The organism is Microbispora bryophytorum (assembly GCF_006874465.1).
Lineage (GTDB): Bacteria > Actinomycetota > Actinomycetes > Streptosporangiales > Streptosporangiaceae > Microbispora > Microbispora bryophytorum.
Window position 1 is genome coordinate 72,850 of sequence record NZ_VIRL01000009.1, and the last position, 18,089, is coordinate 90,938.

At 70.6% G+C, this 18,089-nt stretch carries 17 protein-coding genes; 6 read left to right on the forward strand and 11 right to left on the reverse strand.

Going from position 1 to position 18,089, the window contains the following annotated elements; translation table 11 throughout:
- The first annotated feature begins 139 nt into the window (after positions 1–139).
- Positions 140–1,576: an aldehyde dehydrogenase gene (locus FLX07_RS18015; RefSeq protein WP_142571972.1), complete on the forward strand. Its 1,437-nt coding sequence runs from the start codon at positions 140–142 to the stop codon at positions 1,574–1,576.
- A gap of 165 nt (positions 1,577–1,741) precedes the next feature.
- Here the strand turns inward: FLX07_RS18015 and FLX07_RS18020 are convergent, their stop codons facing one another.
- The 4 genes from FLX07_RS18020 to FLX07_RS18035 are packed head-to-tail and all read right to left on the reverse strand — an operon-like array spanning position 1,742 to position 5,047.
- Positions 1,742–2,497, reverse strand: coding sequence for an alpha/beta hydrolase (locus FLX07_RS18020; protein WP_223853548.1), 756 nt, complete (start codon positions 2,495–2,497; stop codon positions 1,742–1,744).
- A gap of 50 nt (positions 2,498–2,547) precedes the next feature.
- Positions 2,548–3,354, reverse strand: coding sequence for a hypothetical protein (locus FLX07_RS18025; RefSeq protein WP_142571973.1), 807 nt, complete (start codon positions 3,352–3,354; stop codon positions 2,548–2,550).
- Positions 3,355–3,383: 29 nt separating this feature from the next.
- A complete protein-coding gene (locus FLX07_RS18030; protein ID WP_142571974.1) occupies positions 3,384–4,607 on the reverse strand; it encodes an NRAMP family divalent metal transporter in 1,224 nt (407 codons plus the stop codon).
- Entirely contained in the window at positions 4,604–5,047 is a 444-nt protein-coding gene (locus FLX07_RS18035) for a hypothetical protein (protein WP_142571975.1), read from the reverse strand. The genes FLX07_RS18030 and FLX07_RS18035 overlap by 4 nt, the downstream gene beginning before the upstream one ends.
- Positions 5,048–5,311: 264 nt before the next feature.
- Here FLX07_RS18035 and typA point away from each other — a divergent pair, with 264 nt between their 5' ends.
- The 3 genes from typA to FLX07_RS18050 all read left to right on the forward strand — a co-directional run bounded on the left by typA (position 5,312) and on the right by FLX07_RS18050 (position 9,337).
- Complete coding sequence (typA, locus tag FLX07_RS18040) at positions 5,312–7,165, forward strand: translational GTPase TypA (RefSeq protein ID WP_142571976.1); 1,854 nt, start codon at positions 5,312–5,314, stop codon at positions 7,163–7,165.
- 224 nt (positions 7,166–7,389) lie between these two features.
- Positions 7,390–8,583, forward strand: coding sequence for an FAD-dependent monooxygenase (locus tag FLX07_RS18045; RefSeq protein WP_142571977.1), 1,194 nt, complete (start codon positions 7,390–7,392; stop codon positions 8,581–8,583).
- Between the two features lie 91 nt (positions 8,584–8,674).
- The gene (locus FLX07_RS18050) at positions 8,675–9,337 is read left to right on the forward strand and encodes a superoxide dismutase family protein (protein WP_142571978.1); all 663 of its coding nucleotides are present in this window, start codon (positions 8,675–8,677) and stop codon (positions 9,335–9,337) included.
- Positions 9,338–9,359: 22 nt separating this feature from the next.
- On the opposite strand, the gene FLX07_RS18055 is transcribed toward FLX07_RS18050, so the two are convergent.
- The 5 genes from FLX07_RS18055 to FLX07_RS18075 all read right to left on the reverse strand — a co-directional run bounded on the left by FLX07_RS18055 (position 9,360) and on the right by FLX07_RS18075 (position 13,520).
- On the reverse strand, positions 9,360–9,986 hold the full coding sequence (locus FLX07_RS18055) for a DUF2461 domain-containing protein (RefSeq protein ID WP_142571979.1): 627 nt from the start codon (positions 9,984–9,986) through the stop codon (positions 9,360–9,362).
- Between the two features lie 70 nt (positions 9,987–10,056).
- Positions 10,057–11,589, reverse strand: coding sequence for a helicase HerA-like domain-containing protein (locus FLX07_RS18060; RefSeq protein ID WP_142571980.1), 1,533 nt, complete (start codon positions 11,587–11,589; stop codon positions 10,057–10,059).
- The gene (locus FLX07_RS18065; RefSeq protein ID WP_142571981.1) at positions 11,586–12,410 is read right to left on the reverse strand and encodes a polysaccharide deacetylase family protein; all 825 of its coding nucleotides are present in this window, start codon (positions 12,408–12,410) and stop codon (positions 11,586–11,588) included. The genes FLX07_RS18060 and FLX07_RS18065 overlap by 4 nt, the downstream gene beginning before the upstream one ends.
- 35 nt (positions 12,411–12,445) lie before the next feature.
- Positions 12,446–12,751, reverse strand: coding sequence for a hypothetical protein (locus tag FLX07_RS18070; protein ID WP_142571982.1), 306 nt, complete (start codon positions 12,749–12,751; stop codon positions 12,446–12,448).
- 121 nt (positions 12,752–12,872) lie between these two features.
- Positions 12,873–13,520, reverse strand: coding sequence for a helix-turn-helix domain-containing protein (locus FLX07_RS18075; protein ID WP_142571983.1), 648 nt, complete (start codon positions 13,518–13,520; stop codon positions 12,873–12,875).
- A 74-nt stretch (positions 13,521–13,594) separates the two neighbouring features.
- On the opposite strand from FLX07_RS18075, the gene FLX07_RS18080 reads away from it, so the two are divergent.
- On the forward strand, positions 13,595–14,422 hold the full coding sequence (locus tag FLX07_RS18080) for a DMT family transporter (protein WP_229689826.1): 828 nt from the start codon (positions 13,595–13,597) through the stop codon (positions 14,420–14,422).
- A 69-nt stretch (positions 14,423–14,491) separates the two neighbouring features.
- Here FLX07_RS18080 and FLX07_RS18085 read toward each other — a convergent pair whose 3' ends face one another.
- Positions 14,492–15,085, reverse strand: a complete 594-nt coding sequence (locus FLX07_RS18085) for a sigma-70 family RNA polymerase sigma factor (protein WP_142571985.1) — start codon at positions 15,083–15,085, stop codon at positions 14,492–14,494.
- A gap of 340 nt (positions 15,086–15,425) precedes the next feature.
- On the opposite strand from FLX07_RS18085, the gene FLX07_RS18090 reads away from it, so the two are divergent.
- Positions 15,426–16,499 (forward strand): PLP-dependent cysteine synthase family protein, encoded by a 1,074-nt coding sequence (locus FLX07_RS18090; RefSeq protein ID WP_142571986.1) that lies wholly within the window; start codon positions 15,426–15,428, stop codon positions 16,497–16,499.
- A gap of 396 nt (positions 16,500–16,895) precedes the next feature.
- Here the strand turns inward: FLX07_RS18090 and ftsY are convergent, their stop codons facing one another.
- Positions 16,896–18,077, reverse strand: a complete 1,182-nt coding sequence (ftsY, locus tag FLX07_RS18095) for a signal recognition particle-docking protein FtsY (protein WP_142571987.1) — start codon at positions 18,075–18,077, stop codon at positions 16,896–16,898.
- Positions 18,078–18,089: the final 12 nt, after the last annotated feature.

Below are 18,089 nucleotides of genomic sequence, written 5' to 3' on the forward strand. Positions count from 1 at the left end.
CGCGCCACCCGGCCCACGCCGCCCAGCGCGGGCCGGTGCGGGCCGGTGCGGGCCGGACCCCGGCGGCTCTTGCCAAGGCCGACCAGAACATGGTTCGGTCTACTGAGTGCGCGAAGACGCGCCCGAGCAGGAGGCAGGCATGTTGCAGCACGACACGCTGTTCATCGGGGGCGACTGGGTGGCCCCCGCGGGCACGGACACGATCGAGGTGATCTCTCCCCACAGCGAGGAGGTCGTGGGCCGCGTCCCGGACGGCACCGCCGCCGACATGGACCGCGCCGTCGCCGCCGCCAGGGACGCCTTCGACAACGGGCCCTGGCCGCGGATGACGATGGCCGAGCGCGCGGCGATCGTGGGACGGCTGGCGGAGATCTACGAGGCGCGTCAGGCCGAGATGGCGGAGATCATCACGGCGGAGATGGGCTCTCCGATCACGTTCTCCCAGCTCGCCCAGGCGCCGCAGCCGCTGGGCATGCTCAAGTATTACGCCGGCCTCGGCGCGACGTTCGCCGAGGAGGAGGAGCGACCCGGCATGTTCGGCCCGGTGGTCGTCCGCCGCGAGCCGGTCGGCGTGGTGGCGGCCGTCGTCCCCTGGAACGTCCCCCAGTTCGTCACCATGACCAAGCTGGCCCCGGCGCTCGTCGCGGGCTGCACGGTGGTGCTCAAACCGGCCCCCGAGACGCCGCTCGACTCCTACCTGCTCGCTGAGATGATCACAGACGCCGGCATTCCGGCCGGGGTCGTCAACATCGTCGCGGCCGGCCGCGAGGCGGGCGAGCACCTCATCTCCCACCCCGGCGTGGACAAGGTCGCCTTCACCGGCTCGACCGCCGCCGGCCGCAGGATCGCGTCGATCTGCGGCGAGCAGCTCAAGCGCTGCACGCTCGAACTCGGCGGCAAGTCGGCCGCGATCATCCTGGACGACTGCCACCTGCCCGGGGCCATGGGCTTCCTGTCGATGGCCTCGCTGATGAACAACGGCCAGGCGTGCGTCGCGCAGACCCGCATCCTCGCCTCCCGCAACCGCTACGACGAGGTCGTCCAGGCCGTCGCCGAGATGGTGACGAGCCAGCAGGTGGGCGACCCGGCCGACCCGGCCACCGGGATCGGGCCGCTGGTGGCCAGGCGGCAGCAGGAACGGGTCGAGGGCTACATCAGGGCGGGCATCGAGGAGGGCGCCAAGCCCGTCGTGGGCGGCCTCGACCGGCCGTACGACCGGGGCTGGTACGTCGCCCCGACCGTCTTCGCCGGGGCCACCAACGACATGCGCATCGCCCGCGAGGAGATCTTCGGCCCGGTGCTGACGGTGATCCCGTACGAGGACGAGGCGGACGCGGTGCGGATCGCCAACGACAGCGACTACGGCCTGTCGGGCTCGGTCTGGACCGCCGACACCGACCACGGGATGGACGTCGCCCGCCGGGTGCGCACCGGCACCTACGGCGTCAACATGATGCACACGCTCGACCCGAACACGCCGTTCGGCGGCTTCAAGGCCAGCGGCCTCGGCCGGGAGCTCGGACCGGAGGGCCTGTCGGCCTACCTGGAGACCAAGTCCATCGCCCGCCTGGGCTGAACGCGTCCCTCCGGCCCGGTACGGCGTGCGTGCCGCACCGGGCCGGTGAAACCGCCCAGCGCGCCCCCGCGACGCTGGGCCACACCGTGTGAAGGTGTGCGCCGATCCCCCAATCGGCGGCACGGATGGAAGGGTCCGAATCCGCACAACCCGTATAGACGACCCTTATAGGGTTTTGGTTCGCGAGATCCAATGACCAATTTTCCGGACCAGGTCAGGGGTGGCCGCCGCCTCCGCGTGACCGTATCCGGACTCGATCCACAGCTCCTTCGGCTCGGCGGCGCACTCGTACAACTGGTAGGCGTGCTCGGTGGGGAAGAACGGGTCGCTGTCGCCGTGCACGATCAGCAGCGGGGTGGGCGCGATCAGCGCCGCCGCCTTGTACGGCGGGAGGGGGACGGGGTTCCATCCGGCGCCCGCGATCCTGGTGCGCTTGGCCAGCCGGGCCGCCAGCCGGCCGTGCCAGCGTTCGATCGCCCAGTGGACCTGGCGCATGGGTTTGGTGCCCCGGTAGTACCAGCGGGCCGGGCCGCTCACCGACACCACCCCGTCCACGCCCCGGTGCAGCGCGGCGTGCCGCACGACCACGGCGGCGCCCATCGAGAAGCCGACCGTGGCGATCCGGCGGTAGCCGATGGCGCGGGCGTGCTTGACCGCCGCGTCCACGTCGAGGACCTCCAGGTCGCCCACCGTGGACTGGCCGCCGGATCTGCCGTGCCCCCGGAAGTCGAACGACACCACGCCGCCGAACTTCGACAGCACGTGCACGATGCGCCGGGTGTCCGGCCCTCTCCACGTGCCGGTGAAGCCGTGCGCGACCACGATTCCGAGATCGAGTGAGCCGTTGGGCGTGTGCGCCGCGTCGATGCGGACGCCGTCCGCCGTGCGCAGCATCGCCCCGAAAGCAGCAGCGAGAGCCATGCCCCCGACCTTATTTCCCACCGCTTCACCCCCTGTGCGACGGGGATCTCTCACAGGTCGGCCGTCGTACGCAGCCGGTCCCAGGCGACCCTCAGCGTGATCTCCTCGTCGTCGTATGACTCGATCTGGTCCCACTCGGCGTACCGGATCTCGCCGTGCATGCGCCGCACGAGGGCGCCGAGCAGCGACGGCCGCCACAGCCCGGGGCCGCGCTCGTACCCGAAGAGCCGCCCGGCACGCCGCCGGGCGATCAGCAGCCCGGCCGGCCGGAACGCCTGCTGGACCTCCGCGAGCAGCGGCCCGTCCTGGACCAGGCGGACGTCCACCGTGTTGCCGGCGACCTCCCCCGACGGGCCGCGGACCGTGCGGCCGAGCAGCCCGGCGAGCCGCATGGTGCCCGGCCTGTCCTCCCGCCTCTCCCTCACCCTGAGGGCGTTCTCCGGCGCCTCCCGCCCGCCGTCATCGGGAGCGTCCTGCTCCTGAGTACCCGCCGCTCCCGGGATGCGGCTGACGACGTTCCTGGTCAGCCAGCGCTCCAGCGCGAGGTCCTGCCGGTGGCCGGCCACTCGTACGGCGCTGCCGATCTCGGTCACCGCGCTCATCTCGATGCGGTACGGCCCCGGCCGCTCCTCCCCCCGGAAGAGGCGGTCGGTCTCGGTCATCAGCCATCCCGGCAGGCCGCCCAGCCGCGGGCCGAGCGCCAGCGGCCCGGACAGGATCGCGGTGACGTACGGCCGGTCGCCCGGCCGCACCTCCAGGTCGTCCACCTTGCACAGCAGGCGGTCGTCGCTCTCCCTGACGACCTGCCGGTCGAGCAGGTGCAGACGGGCGTGCAGCACCCGCGCCGGCTCGCTCATCGATGCCTCACCCTCCTCTCGCCGCGCCGTCACTGCCCCGCCTTCGTCGCGAGCATCAGGGGGATGGCCGCGAGCGCCACGACGAGAAGCAGCACCATGTAGAAACTTCCCAGCAGGTTGCTGAATCTGCCGTTGACCTTCTCCCCCATGTAGTCCGGATCGTTGGCGATCATGAGAACCGGCAGGTAGGTGAGCGGAAGGGCCGCGGCCGAGAAGACCAGCGAATACTCGGTCACCTTGATCGGATCGATGGTGGTGAGGATCAGCGCGGTCGCGACGATCACCGAGGCCAGCACGGTCACGTGAAACCGGGCGGCGCGGCCTGGCGCCACATACTTGCCCCACTGCCAGCCGAAATACTGGCTCAGCGAGTAGCCCGACGACAGGGCGGTCTCCAGCGTCGCGCCGAACGTGGCCGCGAACACTCCGAGGATCACCACGCCGAGCCCGATCCTGCCCAGTCCCTCGGCGACCGGCAGCACCATCTGCCCGAGCGAGTCCGGCTCGGCCGCGACCGGCATGAAGACGGTCGCCGCGCACGCCGCGATCGTCAGCGACAGCACGCCGCCGAGGGGGAAGCCGACGAACACGTTGGCCCGCGCCGTCACCAGATCCTTGCGCGTCCACTTCTCCTCGACGCCGCCCGAGGAGAAGAAGAACACCTCGTACGGCGTCATCGCCCCGCCGAGCAGCGCGATCGCGTAGTAGAGGTAGGTCGGCACGCCCTCGTCCTGCGGCGGCCGGACGAGCTGCGTGGTCAGCGCGCCCCAGTCGGGCCCGAGCTGCCACAGCGCGACGAGGAACACGACGAGCGCGAGCCCGGCCAGCCCGAAGACGCGCTCCATGGTGTCGAACTTCACCCGCCACATGACCAGCCAGGCGACCAGGGCCACGGGCGGCACCCACAGCAGATAGTTGAGACCCGTCACCAGCTCCAGCGCGAGCGCGGCGCCGCCGATCTCGGCCGCGAGCGTGAGCACGTTGATGAAGAACGACGCGCCGAGGTTGACCAGTCCGGCGCGCGGGCCCATGCGCTCGCGGACGAGGTCGAAGACCGGCCGCTGCGACACCGCCGCGATCCTGCCGGACATCTCGGCGAAGACGCAGATCCCGATGATCCCGACGACCACCACCCAGGCGAGGGACATCCCGAACCTCGACCCCACGACGGCGTTGGCGACCAGGTCGCCGATGTCCACGAAGCCGCCGAACGCCGTCAGGATGCCGAGCGTGACCCCGACGAGTCTTTTCACCTGTGCTTCTCCGCGAAGTCGCTCAGCTCGCTCGCGAGCCTGTCCAGATCCCGTAAGGCCGTTGCCGGGTCCTTCACCCCGTCGCGGCGTGCCTGGATGAGCAGGTCCTCCACCTCGCTTTCGGCCTTCTCGGTGAGGCGCAGCACCTCGTCCCTGATCCGGTCGGAGGCGTCCGAGGGCGGCTGCACCCCGCCGAACTGGTCGTTCACGCTGCTCAGGTCCTGCACCGCCTCGGTCAGCAGGACCTCGGCGTACGGCCCGGTTATCCGCTCGCGGTACGCGACGGCGGAGCGGGCGAAGCGCACGGCCGAGACGGCCGACTCCGCCGTCTTCCCGGCCTTGAGCGCGTAGTCGTGGTCGTCCCACGCGGGACTGACGCAGGCGGACAGCAGGAGTGACGTCAGGAGGGCGAGCAACGCCGGCCGAGCCTGCGAGATCATGTGCGCCGCCGCAGCAGGAGGTAGGCGAGGACGAGGATCGGCACGAGAAACTCGGCCCAGGCGATCAGCAGAACAAGACCTTCATCCGTCACAGCCGACCCACCTGCCCGAACGGCGAGCCTTTAGACAGGTCCCTGGCCGGCGGCGCGTGGCGGCGAGCGGGATCAACTAAAATGGCTGGGCCGCATCATGCGGCGGATGTGCGTCTCGCTTCGGTCCCGGGACGCGGACGACACCCCGACGAACCAGAGCGAGAACTTGACTATGCCTATGAACACCCGCGACGACCTACGGAACATCGCGATCATCGCGCACGTCGACCACGGCAAGACCACGCTGGTCGACGCCATGCTCTGGCAGTCCGGCGCCTTCCGGGCCAACCAGGACGTCGACGAGCGCGTCATGGACTCCAACGACCTGGAGCGCGAGAAGGGGATCACCATTCTCGCGAAGAACACCGCGGTCAGGCACGGCGGCATGACCCTGAACATCATCGACACGCCCGGCCACGCCGACTTCGGCGGCGAGGTCGAGCGCGGCCTGTCGATGGTGGACGGCGTCGTGCTGCTGGTGGACGCCTCCGAGGGCCCGCTGCCGCAGACCCGCTTCGTGCTGCGCAAGGCGCTCGCCGCGAAAATGCCGGTGATCTTGTGCATCAACAAGGTGGACCGGCCGGACGCCCGCATCGCCGAGGTCGTCGACGAGGTGTACGAGCTGTTCATCGACCTCGACGCCACCGAGGAGCAGATCGACTTCCCGATCGTGTACGCCTCGGCCAAGGCCGGGCGGGCCTCGCTGGAGCGCCCCGCCGACGGCGGCATGCCGGACTCCCCCGACCTGGAGCCGCTGTTCGAGACGATCAAGAACACGATCCCGGCGCCGGTCTACGACCCGTCCGCGCCGCTCCAGGCCCACGTCACCAACCTCGACGCCTCCAGCTACCTGGGCCGTATCGCGCTGTGCCGCGTCCACCACGGCACGATCCGCAAGGGCCAGCAGGTCGCGTGGTGCCGCACCGACGGCAGCGTGCAGCGCGTCAAGATCTCCGAACTGCTGATGACCGAGGCGCTGGAGCGCAAGCCCGCCGAGGAGGCCGGGCCGGGCGACATCATCGCGATCGCCGGCATCCCGGACATCATGATCGGTGAGACGCTGGCCGACCCCGAGGACGCGCGCCCGTTGCCGCTGATCACGGTGGACGAGCCGGCGATCTCCATGACGATCGGCACCAACACCAGCCCGCTGGTCGGCAAGGTCAAGGGCGCCAAGGTCACCGCCCGCCTCGTGAAGGACCGTCTCGAAAAGGAACTGGTCGGCAACGTCTCGCTGCGCGTGCTGCCCACCGAGACACCCGACGCCTGGGAGGTGCAGGGCCGCGGCGAGCTGGCCCTGGCGATCCTCGTGGAGCAGATGCGCCGCGAGGGCTACGAGCTGACCGTCGGCAAGCCGCAGGTCGTGACCAGGGTCGTCGACGGCAAGGTGCACGAGCCGGTCGAGCGCCTCACGGTCGACTGCCCGGAGGAGTACCTCGGCGCCGTCACCCAGCTCCTGGCCGTACGCAAGGGCCGCATGGAGCACATGACCAACCACGGCACCGGCTGGATCCGCATGGAGTTCCTGGTGCCGGCGCGCGGCCTGATCGGCTTCCGCACCGAGTTCCTCACCGAGACCCGCGGCACCGGCCTCGTGCACCACGTGTTCGAGACCTACGAGCCGTGGTTCGGCGAGCTGCGCACCCGCAACAACGGCTCGCTCGTGGCCGATCGGGCCGGGGCGGTGACCGCGTTCGCCATGCTCAACCTCCAGGAGCGCGGCACGCTGTTCGTCTCGCCCACCACCGAGGTGTACGAGGGAATGATCATCGGGGAGAACTCCCGCTCCGACGACATGGACGTGAACATCACCAAGGAGAAGAAGCTCACCAACATGCGCTCCTCCACCAGCGAGGAGACCGAGAAGGTGATCCCGCCGCGCGTCCTGTCCCTGGAGCAGGCCCTGGAGTTCATCCGCGAAGACGAGTGCGTGGAGATCACCGCGGAGACCGTGCGCATCCGCAAGGTCGTCCTCGACTCGTCCAGCCGCGGCCGCGCCGCCGCCCGCGCCAAGCGCGGCAGCTGATCTGCCCCGGCCCGGGTACGGGCCGGGCGTCGAAGCCCCCGCCGGACGATCGGCGGGGGCTTCGGCTTTGTCAGGAGTCCTGCGTGGGCCAGGTGAGCCGGCCCTGGGTGCATCGGCTCGTGGTGATCCTCGCCTCAAACGAACTAGTTGACGCACAACTAGTTGCAATGCAACTATTCCAGTGCGAGCGATCAACGGTTCGCGGCAGACGAGGAGTGGTGAGCATGAGCAAGGTGACCAGCGCACTGGTGATCGGCGGCGGCATCGCCGGGCCCGTGACAGCGCTCGCCCTGGCCAGGGCCGGCATCCGGGCGACCGTGTACGAGGCCCGCGACAGCGCCGCGGCCGGTGTCGGGGCGATGCTCAGCCTGGCCCCGAACGGGCTCGACGCGCTGCGGATCGTGGGAGCGGACGAGGCGGTCCGGGCAGTGGGGCAGCCCGTCCCCGGCGTGGTGATGGCCGACGGCGCCGGAAACCGGCTCGCCGAGTTCGGCGGGTTCCCCGGCCTGCCGCCCACCCTGGCGATGCCGCGCGCCGCCCTCTTCCGGGCCCTGGCCGACCACGCGACGGCGGCGGGGGTGCGAATCGACCACGGCAGGCGGCTCGTCCGCGCCGAGGAGACCTCCGAGGGAGTGACCGCCACGTTCGCGGACGGCACCACCGCCACCGCCGACGTGCTGATCGGCGCCGACGGCATCCGGTCCACCGTCCGCACGCTGATCGACCCCGGCGCTCCCGGCCCGGAGTACGGCGGGGTCCTCAGCTTCGGCGGCTACGCCGACGGCGGCGGCGTGCGGGCGGAGCCCGGCGTCATGTACTTCGCCTTCGGCCGCACCTTCATCGGCTACTGGCGACTGCCCGACGGCCGGGTCTGCTGGTTCGCGAGCCTGCCCCGCACCGAGCCCCTCAGCTACGCCGAGGTCGTCCGCGTGCCCGCCGCGGACTGGCTGGCCCGCCTGCGCGACCTCTACGCCGGTCACGTCCCGGGCGAGAAGCTGCTGGCGGGCACCGACCCGATCGACGTGATGATCACCGGACCGATGGAGCGCATGCCGTCGGTGCCGCGCTGGCACCGCGGCCGCATGGTCCTCGTCGGCGACGCGGCCCACGCCCCGTCGTCCAGCTCCGGCCAAGGCGCCTCGCTGGCGGTGGAGAGCGCCGTCGAGCTGGCCCGCTGCCTGCGCGACCTGCCGCCGGCCGAGGCGTTCGCGGCGTTCGAGCGTCTCCGCCGCCCTCGGGTGGAGATGGTCGGCGGCGACGCCGCGGCCAAGAACAAGGCCAAGGCCGGCCAGGCCGGCGACCGGCCCGCCATGCCGGCCCCCGAGCAGATGTTCGCCCCCGTCCACCTGCACCACATCGACTGGGACGCGCCCGTCACGGCCCAGGCCGGCGAGGACCGCACCGGCAAGAGCGGGTAAACGGCCGGTACGGATGGCGTCGTGTGCCGCTCCCGCCACGCCCGGCCGTGCTCTGCTGTCGCAGGCAACGAGTGTCTGAGGAGGAGCGACCATGCCCCGCACAACCCGTTTCGCCCTGGCCGCCGGGCTCACCCTGGGGCTCGCCGCCGCCGCGGCCGCCCCGGCCGTGCCGGTGCTGTCCGCCACGATGGTGACGGCCTCCACCGCGCAGGCCCGCCCCGACGAGCCGGTGGGTCAGGCGGCGGGTCAGGCGGCGACGGCCGTCATCAAGAACACCGCCGGGCGCGTCTTCGGCACCGTGCGGGTCGAGCGATACGACACGAAGAAGTCGAGGGTCAGCGTCAGCGTGCGGGGGCTCACTCCCGGGTTCCACGGCTTCCACGTCCACTCCACCGGCGTGTGCGACGCGCGCTCCGTCGACCGGGCCACGGGCAGCGCGTTCTCCAGCGCGGGAAGCCACCTCGGCCCCGGGACGCACGGTGACGGAGCCGGGGACATGCCGCCGCTGCTGGTGGCCGCCGACGGCACCGCGTCCGCGTCGTTCGTGACCGACAGGTTCACGCTGGAGCAGCTGGGCGACGCCAACGGCAGTGCGTTCATGGTGCACGCCGGGCCGGACAACTTCGCCCACATCCCGGACAGGTATTTCCACCGCCCCGACGCCACCGGCGCCACGGGCCCGGACGAGACCACGCGCAAGACCGGCGACGCCGGCGCCCGGATCGGCTGCGGGGTCGTCAAGGTCCGCGCCTGATCCCGTCGCCGCGCGGGTGGCGTCAGGAGATGTGGCGGCGCAGCCAGTCGACCAGCGGGACCAGCGCCCGCCAGGTCGAGCGGACCCGGTCGAGCGTCTCGGGGGTGTGCAGCCACGGCTCCGGCTCGAACCGCCGCCCGGCGTGCAGCGTCCTGTGCCGGAGGAGTTCGAGCCGGGGATGGTCCTGCGCCGTGCCGCGGGGGCGGGTCTTGAGCCGGTCGCCGCCGACCGTCAGATCGTCGGGCAGGGCCGCGAGGATCCCCTCCAGCAGGGGGCCTGCGGTGTCGTCGTCCAGGGCCTCGCGGAAGCGCGCCACCTGCTCGCCCGGCATCCACCAGCCCGCCGCCACGTAGAGGCCGTCCGCGTCCACCTGCACGTAGTAGCCGACACCCTCCACACCCACGCCGCAGTAGGCCCCCTGATGCGTCTTGTACGGCGACTTGTCCCTGGCGAACCGGACGTCGCGGTGCGGCCGGAACAGGTGGGCCGGTCCGAACTCCGGCTCCAGCTCGTCCATGAGCGCGAGCATCGGCGCGCGGACCGCGGTCTCGTACAGCTCCTTGTGGGCCGCCCAATACCCCTTCGAATTGTCGGCGACGAGGCCTTCGTAGAAGATGAGCGCCTCGTCGGGGAAGCCGCTGAAACCCATGCCACCCACCTTCGCACGCCGCACCGACAGTCCCCGGAACGGGACCGGGACCGGGACCACGCGGACGCGCTCAGCGTCGCCGTCTCGCCGTGCCGAAGATCGACCTGGTGATCTCCCGGCCGATCGCGGTCGCGGCGGTGCGGGCCAGCGACCGGAACTCCTTCGAGGCGAGCATCTCTTCGAGCGCCGACTGCCTGGGCGGCGTTTTCGCCGGTCTGTCCGCCGGTCCGTCCGCCGATCTGCCGACCGGCGGACGGACCGGCGCCTCCTTCGCGGGCTCCTGCTGCCGGGCCAGACGCGCGGCGAGGATCTCGTACGCCGACTGCCGGTCCACGGCCGTGCCGTACTTCGGCAGGAGCGGGGAGGCGGCGATGGCCCCCCGCACCACCGCGGGGGCCGACGGCGCCATGAGCGAGCGCGGCGCACGCAGCCGTGTCCAGGCGACCGGCGTCGGGGCGCCGGTCTCGGACAGGACCGTGACGACCGCCTCCCCGATGCCGAGCTCGGTGAGCAGCCGTTCGAGGTCGTAGGAGGAGGCGGGGAACGTCGAGACGGTAGCCTTCAGCGCCTTGGCGTCCTGCGGGGTGAAGGCGCGCAGGGCGTGCTGCACGCGCGCGCCGAGCTGGGCGAGGACGTCGGCCGGCACGTCCTTGGGTGTCTGGGTGACGAAGAAGACCCCGACCCCTTTCGAGCGGATCAGCCGCACGGTCTGGGTGATCGACCTGAGGAACGCCTTGGACGCGTCCCCGAACAGCAGGTGCGCCTCGTCGAAGAAGAACACCAGCGACGGCTTGTCGGGATCGCCCACCTCGGGCAGCGTCTCGAACAGGTCCGCGAGAAGCCACATCAGGAACGTGGAGAACAGCTGCGGCCGGTCCTGTACGGCGGGCAGCTCCAGAATGGAGATCACGCCACGTCCGTCCGGAGTGGTCCGCAGCAGGTCGCGCACGTCGAACTCGGGCTCGCCGAAGAACGCCTCCGCCCCCTGGGCCTGGAAGTTAACCAGGGCGCGCAGGATGACACCGGCGGTGGAGGCCGACAGCCCGCCGATGCCGCTCAGCGCCTCCGGTGTCTCGGTCAGATAGCGGATGACCGCGATCAGGTCCTTGAGGTCCAGCAGCGGCAGCCCGTTCGTGTCGGCGAAGTAGAAGATCAGCCCCAGCGACGACTCCTGGGTTTCGTTGAGTTCGAGCACCCGCGAAAGCAACGTCGGCCCGAACGCGCTCATGGTGGCGCGCAGCGGGATGCCCTCCCCGACTCCGCCGAGGGAGAAGAACTCGGTCACGCAGCCCTCCGGCGCCCAGTCCTGCCCCACGTCGGCGGCCCGGCGGGCGATCCGGTCGCCCGGCGCCCCCGGCGATGCCAGCCCGGACAGGTCGCCCTTGACGTCGGCGAGGAACACCGGCACGCCCTGACCGGCGAGCTGCTCGGCCATGAGCTGCAGCGTCTTGGTCTTTCCCGTGCCGGTCGCGCCCGCCACCAGGCCGTGGCGGTTCATCATGCGCACCGGGACGCGGACGCGTTCGGAGGGGTCGGCCGCCCCGTCATCACGTACGAGCGCGCCCAGCTCCAGCGCCGGTCCCTCGAAGTCGTAGCCCTTCATCGGTTCGTGTACTTCCTCCCAGGAGTGGGGTCGCCGAGCAGCTCCGAGACGGTCACGTACGTGAAGCCCTTGTGGTCGAGCTCGTCGAGCAGACGGGGCAGCGCCTGCACGGTGGTGGGGTGGATGTCGTGCATGAGCACGATGTCGCCCGGTTTCGCCGCGGCGCTGCGCTGGGCGATCACCGTGGGGTTGCGGTTGAGCCAGTCGAGGGTGTCGACGGCCCACAGGATCTGCGCGAGCCCGGTCTGCTTCGTCTCGTCGTCCACCGCCTTGTTGGTCGCGCCGTACGGCGGGCGCATGAGCCGCATCCGCACGCCGCTCGCCTTCCGCACGGCCTCCTGCGTCCGGTCGAGCTCGCGGCGCAGGCCGTCGGGCGACAGCCCCGGCAGCGAGGCGTGGTCCCAGGAGTGGTTGCCGATCTCGTGGCCCTCGGCGGCCATCCGCCGCACGAAGTCCTGCGTCTCATTCGTGATCATCTGGCCGAGCAGGAAGAACGTGGCGCGGGCGTGGTGGGCCGCGAGGAGGTCGAGGACGTGCCCGGTGTATTCGGCCGGACCGTCGTCGAACGTCAGCGCCACGCATTTGTGCTGCCTGCAGTCGACGTGCCGCGGCGGCGGGATCGCGGGCAGGCGCGGTCCCGGCGCCCCCCGCTGCGTCCCCGCCAGCCGGAAGCGCAGCAGGTCGGCGTCGAAGTGCCGCGGCGTGCCGAAGCGCGGATGCGGCGCCCCGGGCCCGGGCCGCTCCCCGGAAACCGGTACGGTCCTCACCTGGGCACATCCGCCGAGCAGCAGCAACGACAGCAGAACGGAACCGATCCGCATACGACCCCCCGGAGCAGGCGGGGGGGCCACGAACGCTACGGATAGCCTCCGGCCGCTCCCCCCCGCAGAACCTTTTCCAGCTCCTCCCACCAGAGCGGCACGTCCGCCTTGAGCTCGGCATACCTGCGAGCCACCCGGACGGCGCATCCTGCGGGGTCCGTACCCAGGTGCCGGCACTTCACGGCACCCTCGCGCCAACGGTAAAAGCCCTCACGAAAGGTCACGACCAGGCCTATCCAGACGGAGAGAGTAGCCTCGTCACCGATCTCGTAGGCGTCGGCCACCCCGAGCGCGGCGAGTTCCGCGCGAAGTTTTTCCACCGCAACTCGCGAATCACTCACCGGCCACCGCCCCCTGCACAGCAGACATGTACAAAAAGGGATGTACCCAACCTTGGAGCGGCGCTTGCGGATTCATTCTGTAATCATCGACTACTGAGCGTCACAACGCAGCCCCTACTGGTCAGTCATGTGCGGATTCTCCGGCATCAGGGGGCCGACGGACGTCTGCCGGCTCTCGGACATCGGCCGGCACGGCATCCGGTGGTTCCGGGGGCTCGGTGACCACCATCACGAACCGCAACGGCTGGTCGTGCTCGTTCGCGTACCGGTGCGGCCGATCCGCGCTGAACACGACGGCGTCCCCGGGCCCCACGACGTGGCTCCTGCCGTACACGGTCAGTGTGAGCCGTCCCTCCAGAACGGTGAGCATCTCGCGGGTGCCGGCGGGGTGCGCGTCGCCATCGTGGTGATCGCCCGGCCCGAGCCGCCAGTCCCACAACTCCAGGATGGCGGGCGCGTCCGTCCCCACGAGCAGGCGGGCCGACCCTCCCCCGGGATGCCGGAACGTCACCACCTCGGATTCGTGCACGACCCGGACGACCGGGGTGTCGGCGACCTCCACCAGCCGCGCGAGGGTCACGCCCAGCGCGTCGGCGATCCGGCTGAGCGTGTTGACGCTCGGGTTGGTGCGGCCCTGCTCGACCTGGATCAGCATGCCCCGGCTCACGTTCGACCGGGCCGCGAGCTCGTCGAGGGTCATCCCCCGGTGGGCCCGCTGGCCTCGTACGTTCGCGGCGATGGCCGCGGTGATCGTCGCAGGATCAGCCATGAGTACAGCCTAGTGATCTCCTACTACAATCCATTGCACTATTGAGGCAATCTCTTGGGGGATCTGTGACGGCGGTGGCCCTCGCAACGGCATGCGCGGTGATCTTCGGTACGGCCGACTTCTTCGGGGGTCTCGCCACCAGACGTTCGAAGGTGCTGGCCGTCGTCGTGCTCTCCCAGCTCGGCGGCCTGCTCCTGGTCGCCGCCCTCCTCCCGCTGCTGCCGGGCCACGCGAGCACGGCCGCGCTGGCCTGGGGAATGGCCTCCGGAGTCGCCGGCGCCTTCGGCATCGTGCTGTTCTACCGCGGCCTGGCCACCGGCATGATGTCCGTGATCGCCCCGACCACGGCCACGACCGCGATGGCCGTCCCCGTGGTGTTCGGCCTCCTCACCGGCGACCGGCCGTCCGCCCTGGCCCTCGCGGGCGTCGCGCTCGGCCTGTTCGCCGTCCTGCTCGTCAGCCGCGAGCCGAACGGCGGCGCGAACGGCCCGAAGGCCGGGCCGATCCTCGCCGCCCTGGTGTCGGGAGCGGGTTTCGGCGGATTCTTCGTGCTGCTCAAGCTGGCCCCGGCCGACTCCGGCACGTGGCCGCTGCTGGGGGCGAGGATCGCGTCGATCACGCTGGTCGCGCTGCTGGCCCTCGCGACGCGCAGGAGCCTGCGCCCCGTGCCCGGCAGCCTCAGGGTGACGTTCGCGGCCGGGGTGCTCGACATGGCCGCCAACGTGCTCTATCTCTTCGCGGCGCAGCGGGGGATGCTCACCCTGGTGGCCGTCCTGGTGTCGCTCTACCCGGCGAGCACACTGCTGCTCGCGCGGTATGTCCTGGGCGAACGGCTGAGCCCCGTGCAGATCACCGGCGTCGGGTTCGCGCTCGGCGCGATCGCCCTCATCGCCGCGGCCTGAAACCGCGCGGCCCCGCCGCGGGCGCCGGAATCGTGTCGCGGCGCTCCCGGCGGGCCCGTCAGTCGTGGGTCAGGCCGCGCACACCTGCTCGGGGACGCGTACGACGCCCTCCTCCCGGGCGTAGTCCTCCAGCATGCCCCGGAGCTGGCGGCGGCCCCGGTGCAGCCTGGACATGACGGTGCCGATCGGAGTGCCCATCCGGTCGGCGATCTCCTTGTACGCGAAGCCCTCGACGTCGGCAAGATAGACGGCCATCCGGAAGTCCTCGGGCAGGGCCCGCAGGGCGTCCATCACGACACTGTCCGGGATCTGGTCGAGCGCCTCGGTCTCGGCCGAGCGCAGCCCGGTCGACGTGTGCGACTCGGCCGCGGCCAGCTGCCAGTCCTCGATCTCCTCGGCCGCCGACAGCTTGGGCGAGCGCTGCTTCTTCCGGTAGTCGTTGATGAAGTTGTTGGTGAGGATGCGGTGCAGCCACGCCCTGAGGTTCGTGCCCTCACGGAACTGGTGGTACGACGTGAAGGCTTTCGCGACGGTCTCCTGTACCAGGTCCTCGGCGTCGGCGGGGTTGCGCGTCAGACGCATGGCGGACGCGTAGAGCTGGCTCGTCACCGGCACGACCTCACGCTCGAACCATGCCTGCCGCTGCTCGTCGGTCGAGATCATCTCATCCCCCTACGGAACTTCTCCCCCGTTACCCGTCCGGCCGGAACACATGCGAGGTCGCTGATTCATCGTTGTGCCAAGGACATCGTGCCAATTGGGGCCTAAGCACGGCGTTAATGTCGTCCGGCCTGGTCAGCGTCATCGCCGTGAACACCAGGCCCGCGCGGCCAGGTCACGCGCAAACCGAACAAGTCTCATTAGCGTAACACCGGCCTCTCAATCCAGAGTAAAATGTGGCAGATTTCACTGGCTCGCGGCAGGAACAGGCCCGCGAAGGCGGGAAGCCGCGCAGGCGCCGCCTCTTTGGTGCTCATGCCGCGGAGCATGCCAGAGTGGCGGCATGAACCACCTGGATCGGCATGATCCGGTCACGAGGGCCTGGGTGGCCGACGCCATCCAGGCCGTCGAGGCCGACGCCAACCGAAGCTGTGACACTCACCTGCATGTGTTCCCGCTCCCCTCCCACTGGGGTGTCGACCTCTATCTGAAGGACGAGTCGGTGCACCCGACCGGTTCACTCAAGCACCGTCTCGCCCGGTCCCTTTTCCTGTACGGCCTGGCCAACGGCTGGATCGGGCCCACCACCACGATCATCGAGGCGTCCAGCGGGTCCACCGCCGTGAGTGAGGCGTACTTCGCCCGGCTGCTCGGCCTGCCGTTCATCGCGGTGATCCCGGCGAGCACCTCGCCGGAGAAGCGGGAGATCATCGAGTTCTACGGCGGCAAGTGCCACCTGGTGGACGACCCCAGAGCGATCTACGACGAGTCGCACCGGCTCGCCGCCGAGACCGGCGGTCACTACATGGACCAGTTCACCTATGCCGAACGGGCGACGGACTGGCGGGGCAACAACAACATCGCCGAGAGCATCTACCAGCAGATGGCGCTCGAACGGCACCCGGAGCCCGCGTGGATCGTGGTCGGCGCGGGCACCGGCGGCACCTCGGCGACGATCGGCCGCTACATCCGCTACCGCCGCCACCAGACCCGGCTGTGCGTGGCCGATCCCGAGGGCTCGGCGTTCTATCCGTCCTGGATCTCGGGCGAGGAGCACGGCGGCGCCGGATCGCGGATCGAGGGCATCGGCCGGCCGCGGGTCGAGCCGTCGTTCCTGCCGACGGTCATCGACCGGATGACCCAGGTGCCGGACGCCCTGTCGATCGCGGCCATGCACTGGGTCAGAGAGGTCACCCGCGGGGAGGTCGGCGGCTCGACCGGCACCAACGTCGCGGCCTCGGTGCAGATCATCCGGGAGATGCGGGAGCGGGGCGAGCGCGGCAGCGTGGTCACGCTGATCTGCGACGGCGCCGAGCGCTACCGCGGCACCTACGGCGACCCGCGCTGGTTGTCGGAGCGGGGCATCGACATCGCCCCCCACCTCGAGGAGCTCCGCACCTTCCTCCGCTCGCCGTGATCTTGCAGTTTGTCACACGTACCTCGTGCGACCTGCAAATCATCGCTTCGTGATCTTGCAGTTTGTCACGCAGACGCCTGTCGAACTGGGCCGCGAGCGATGATGATCTTGCAATTGAATGCCCCGCCATGCCCTGACCTGCACGATACCAATCCATGATCTTGCAAGACGCGACTGACGAGTACGGCATCGTTGCACCCGCTGCGTGATCAGAGACTGCTTATCCGCAGGCCAGGACAGCCGGAAGCGCCGCAAGCGCAAGATCACTGCAGGAGAACAGGCAGGTCGGAGCAGGCCCGTGCAACGAACTGCAAGATCACGGTGGTTGTACGGGCTGCTCACGGCCCGATGGTGCGACAAACTACATGATCACGATGGGAGGCGGGGGTGGGTTGGTCAGTCGCCGAGCAGGGCGTCGACGAAGACGTCGGGGTCGAACGGCGCGAGGTCGTCCGGCCCCTCGCCGAGACCCACCAGCTTCACGGGCACGCCCAGCTCACGCTGGACCGAGATCACGATGCCGCCCTTGGCCGTGCCGTCCAGCTTGGTCAGCGCGATGCCGGTGACGTTGACCACCTCGGCGAAGACCTGCGCCTGGCGCATGCCGTTCTGCCCGGTGGTCGCGTCGAGGACGAGGAGCACCTCGTCCACCGCCGCCTTCTTCTCGATGACCCGCTTGACCTTGCCCAGCTCGTCCATGAGGCCGGTCTTGGTGTGCAGCCGCCCCGCGGTGTCGATGATGACGGTGTCCGCCTTGTCCTCGATGCCCTTGGCCACGGCGTCGAACGCCACGGACGCCGGGTCGCCGCCCTCCGGGCCGCGCACCACGCCCGCGCCGACGCGGTCCCCCCACGTCTGGAGCTGGTCGGTGGCCGCCGCGCGGAAGGTGTCGGCGGCTCCGAGCACGACCTTCCCGCCGTCGCCGACCAGGACCCGGGCGAGCTTGCCCGAGGTCGTGGTCTTGCCGGTGCCGTTGACGCCGACGACGAGGACGACGGCCGGCCGCTCCCCGTGCGGCCGGGTGTGCAGGGTCCGGTCGAGGTCCGGCGCGATCTGCGCGAGCAGTTCCTCACGCAGCAGCTTGCGCACCTCAACGGGGGTGCGGGCGCCGAGCACCTTCACCTTCGTCCGCAGTTCCTCCACCATCGCACGGGTGGGCGCCACGCCGACGTCGGCCGTGATCAGAGTCTCCTCGATCTCGTCCCAGACCTCGTCGTCGAGCCGGTCGCGCGACAGCAGTTCGAGCAGGCCCCGGCCGAGGACGTTCTGCGAACGGGCGAGCCTGCCGCGCAGCCGCACCATCCGGCCGGCCGAGGGCGGCGGGACCTCGATCTCGGGAGCCTTGATCAGCTCTTCGAGCGGAGGGGCGGGCGGCGGCAGTGTGGTCGTCGTGCCGCCGTCCTGTTCGCCCAGTCCCGTCTTCGCGGGCTCCTCCGCGACGGGAGCCTTCGGCTCGGGCGGGGCCGGCGGGGCGGGCGGCAGGTCCTTCGCCTTCGGCCGGAACAACAGCCACAGGCCACCCACCGCCAATATGGCGACGAGGGCCACGATCACGATGATGCCGAGGTAACCGTCCACACCATGCAGTTT

Excerpts from the sequence above, each read along its gene's own strand:
- typA (WP_142571976.1), top strand. The coding sequence starts at position 5,312 with ATGCCTATGAACACCCGCGACGACCTACGGAACATCGCGATCATCGCG.
- FLX07_RS18085 (WP_142571985.1), bottom strand. The coding sequence starts at position 15,085 with ATGATCTCGACCGACGAGCAGCGGCAGGCATGGTTCGAGCGTGAGGTC.
- FLX07_RS18015 (WP_142571972.1), top strand. The coding sequence starts at position 140 with ATGTTGCAGCACGACACGCTGTTCATCGGGGGCGACTGGGTGGCCCCC.
- FLX07_RS18020 (WP_223853548.1), bottom strand. The coding sequence starts at position 2,497 with ATGGCTCTCGCTGCTGCTTTCGGGGCGATGCTGCGCACGGCGGACGGC.
- FLX07_RS18065 (WP_142571981.1), bottom strand. The coding sequence starts at position 12,410 with ATGCGGATCGGTTCCGTTCTGCTGTCGTTGCTGCTGCTCGGCGGATGT.
- FLX07_RS18090 (WP_142571986.1), top strand. The coding sequence starts at position 15,426 with ATGAACCACCTGGATCGGCATGATCCGGTCACGAGGGCCTGGGTGGCC.
- FLX07_RS18060 (WP_142571980.1), bottom strand. The coding sequence starts at position 11,589 with ATGAAGGGCTACGACTTCGAGGGACCGGCGCTGGAGCTGGGCGCGCTC.
- FLX07_RS18050 (WP_142571978.1), top strand. The coding sequence starts at position 8,675 with ATGCCCCGCACAACCCGTTTCGCCCTGGCCGCCGGGCTCACCCTGGGG.
- FLX07_RS18025 (WP_142571973.1), bottom strand. The coding sequence starts at position 3,354 with ATGAGCGAGCCGGCGCGGGTGCTGCACGCCCGTCTGCACCTGCTCGAC.
- FLX07_RS18055 (WP_142571979.1), bottom strand. The coding sequence starts at position 9,986 with ATGGGTTTCAGCGGCTTCCCCGACGAGGCGCTCATCTTCTACGAAGGC.
- FLX07_RS18035 (WP_142571975.1), bottom strand. The coding sequence starts at position 5,047 with ATGATCTCGCAGGCTCGGCCGGCGTTGCTCGCCCTCCTGACGTCACTC.
- FLX07_RS18075 (WP_142571983.1), bottom strand. The coding sequence starts at position 13,520 with ATGGCTGATCCTGCGACGATCACCGCGGCCATCGCCGCGAACGTACGA.
- FLX07_RS18045 (WP_142571977.1), top strand. The coding sequence starts at position 7,390 with ATGAGCAAGGTGACCAGCGCACTGGTGATCGGCGGCGGCATCGCCGGG.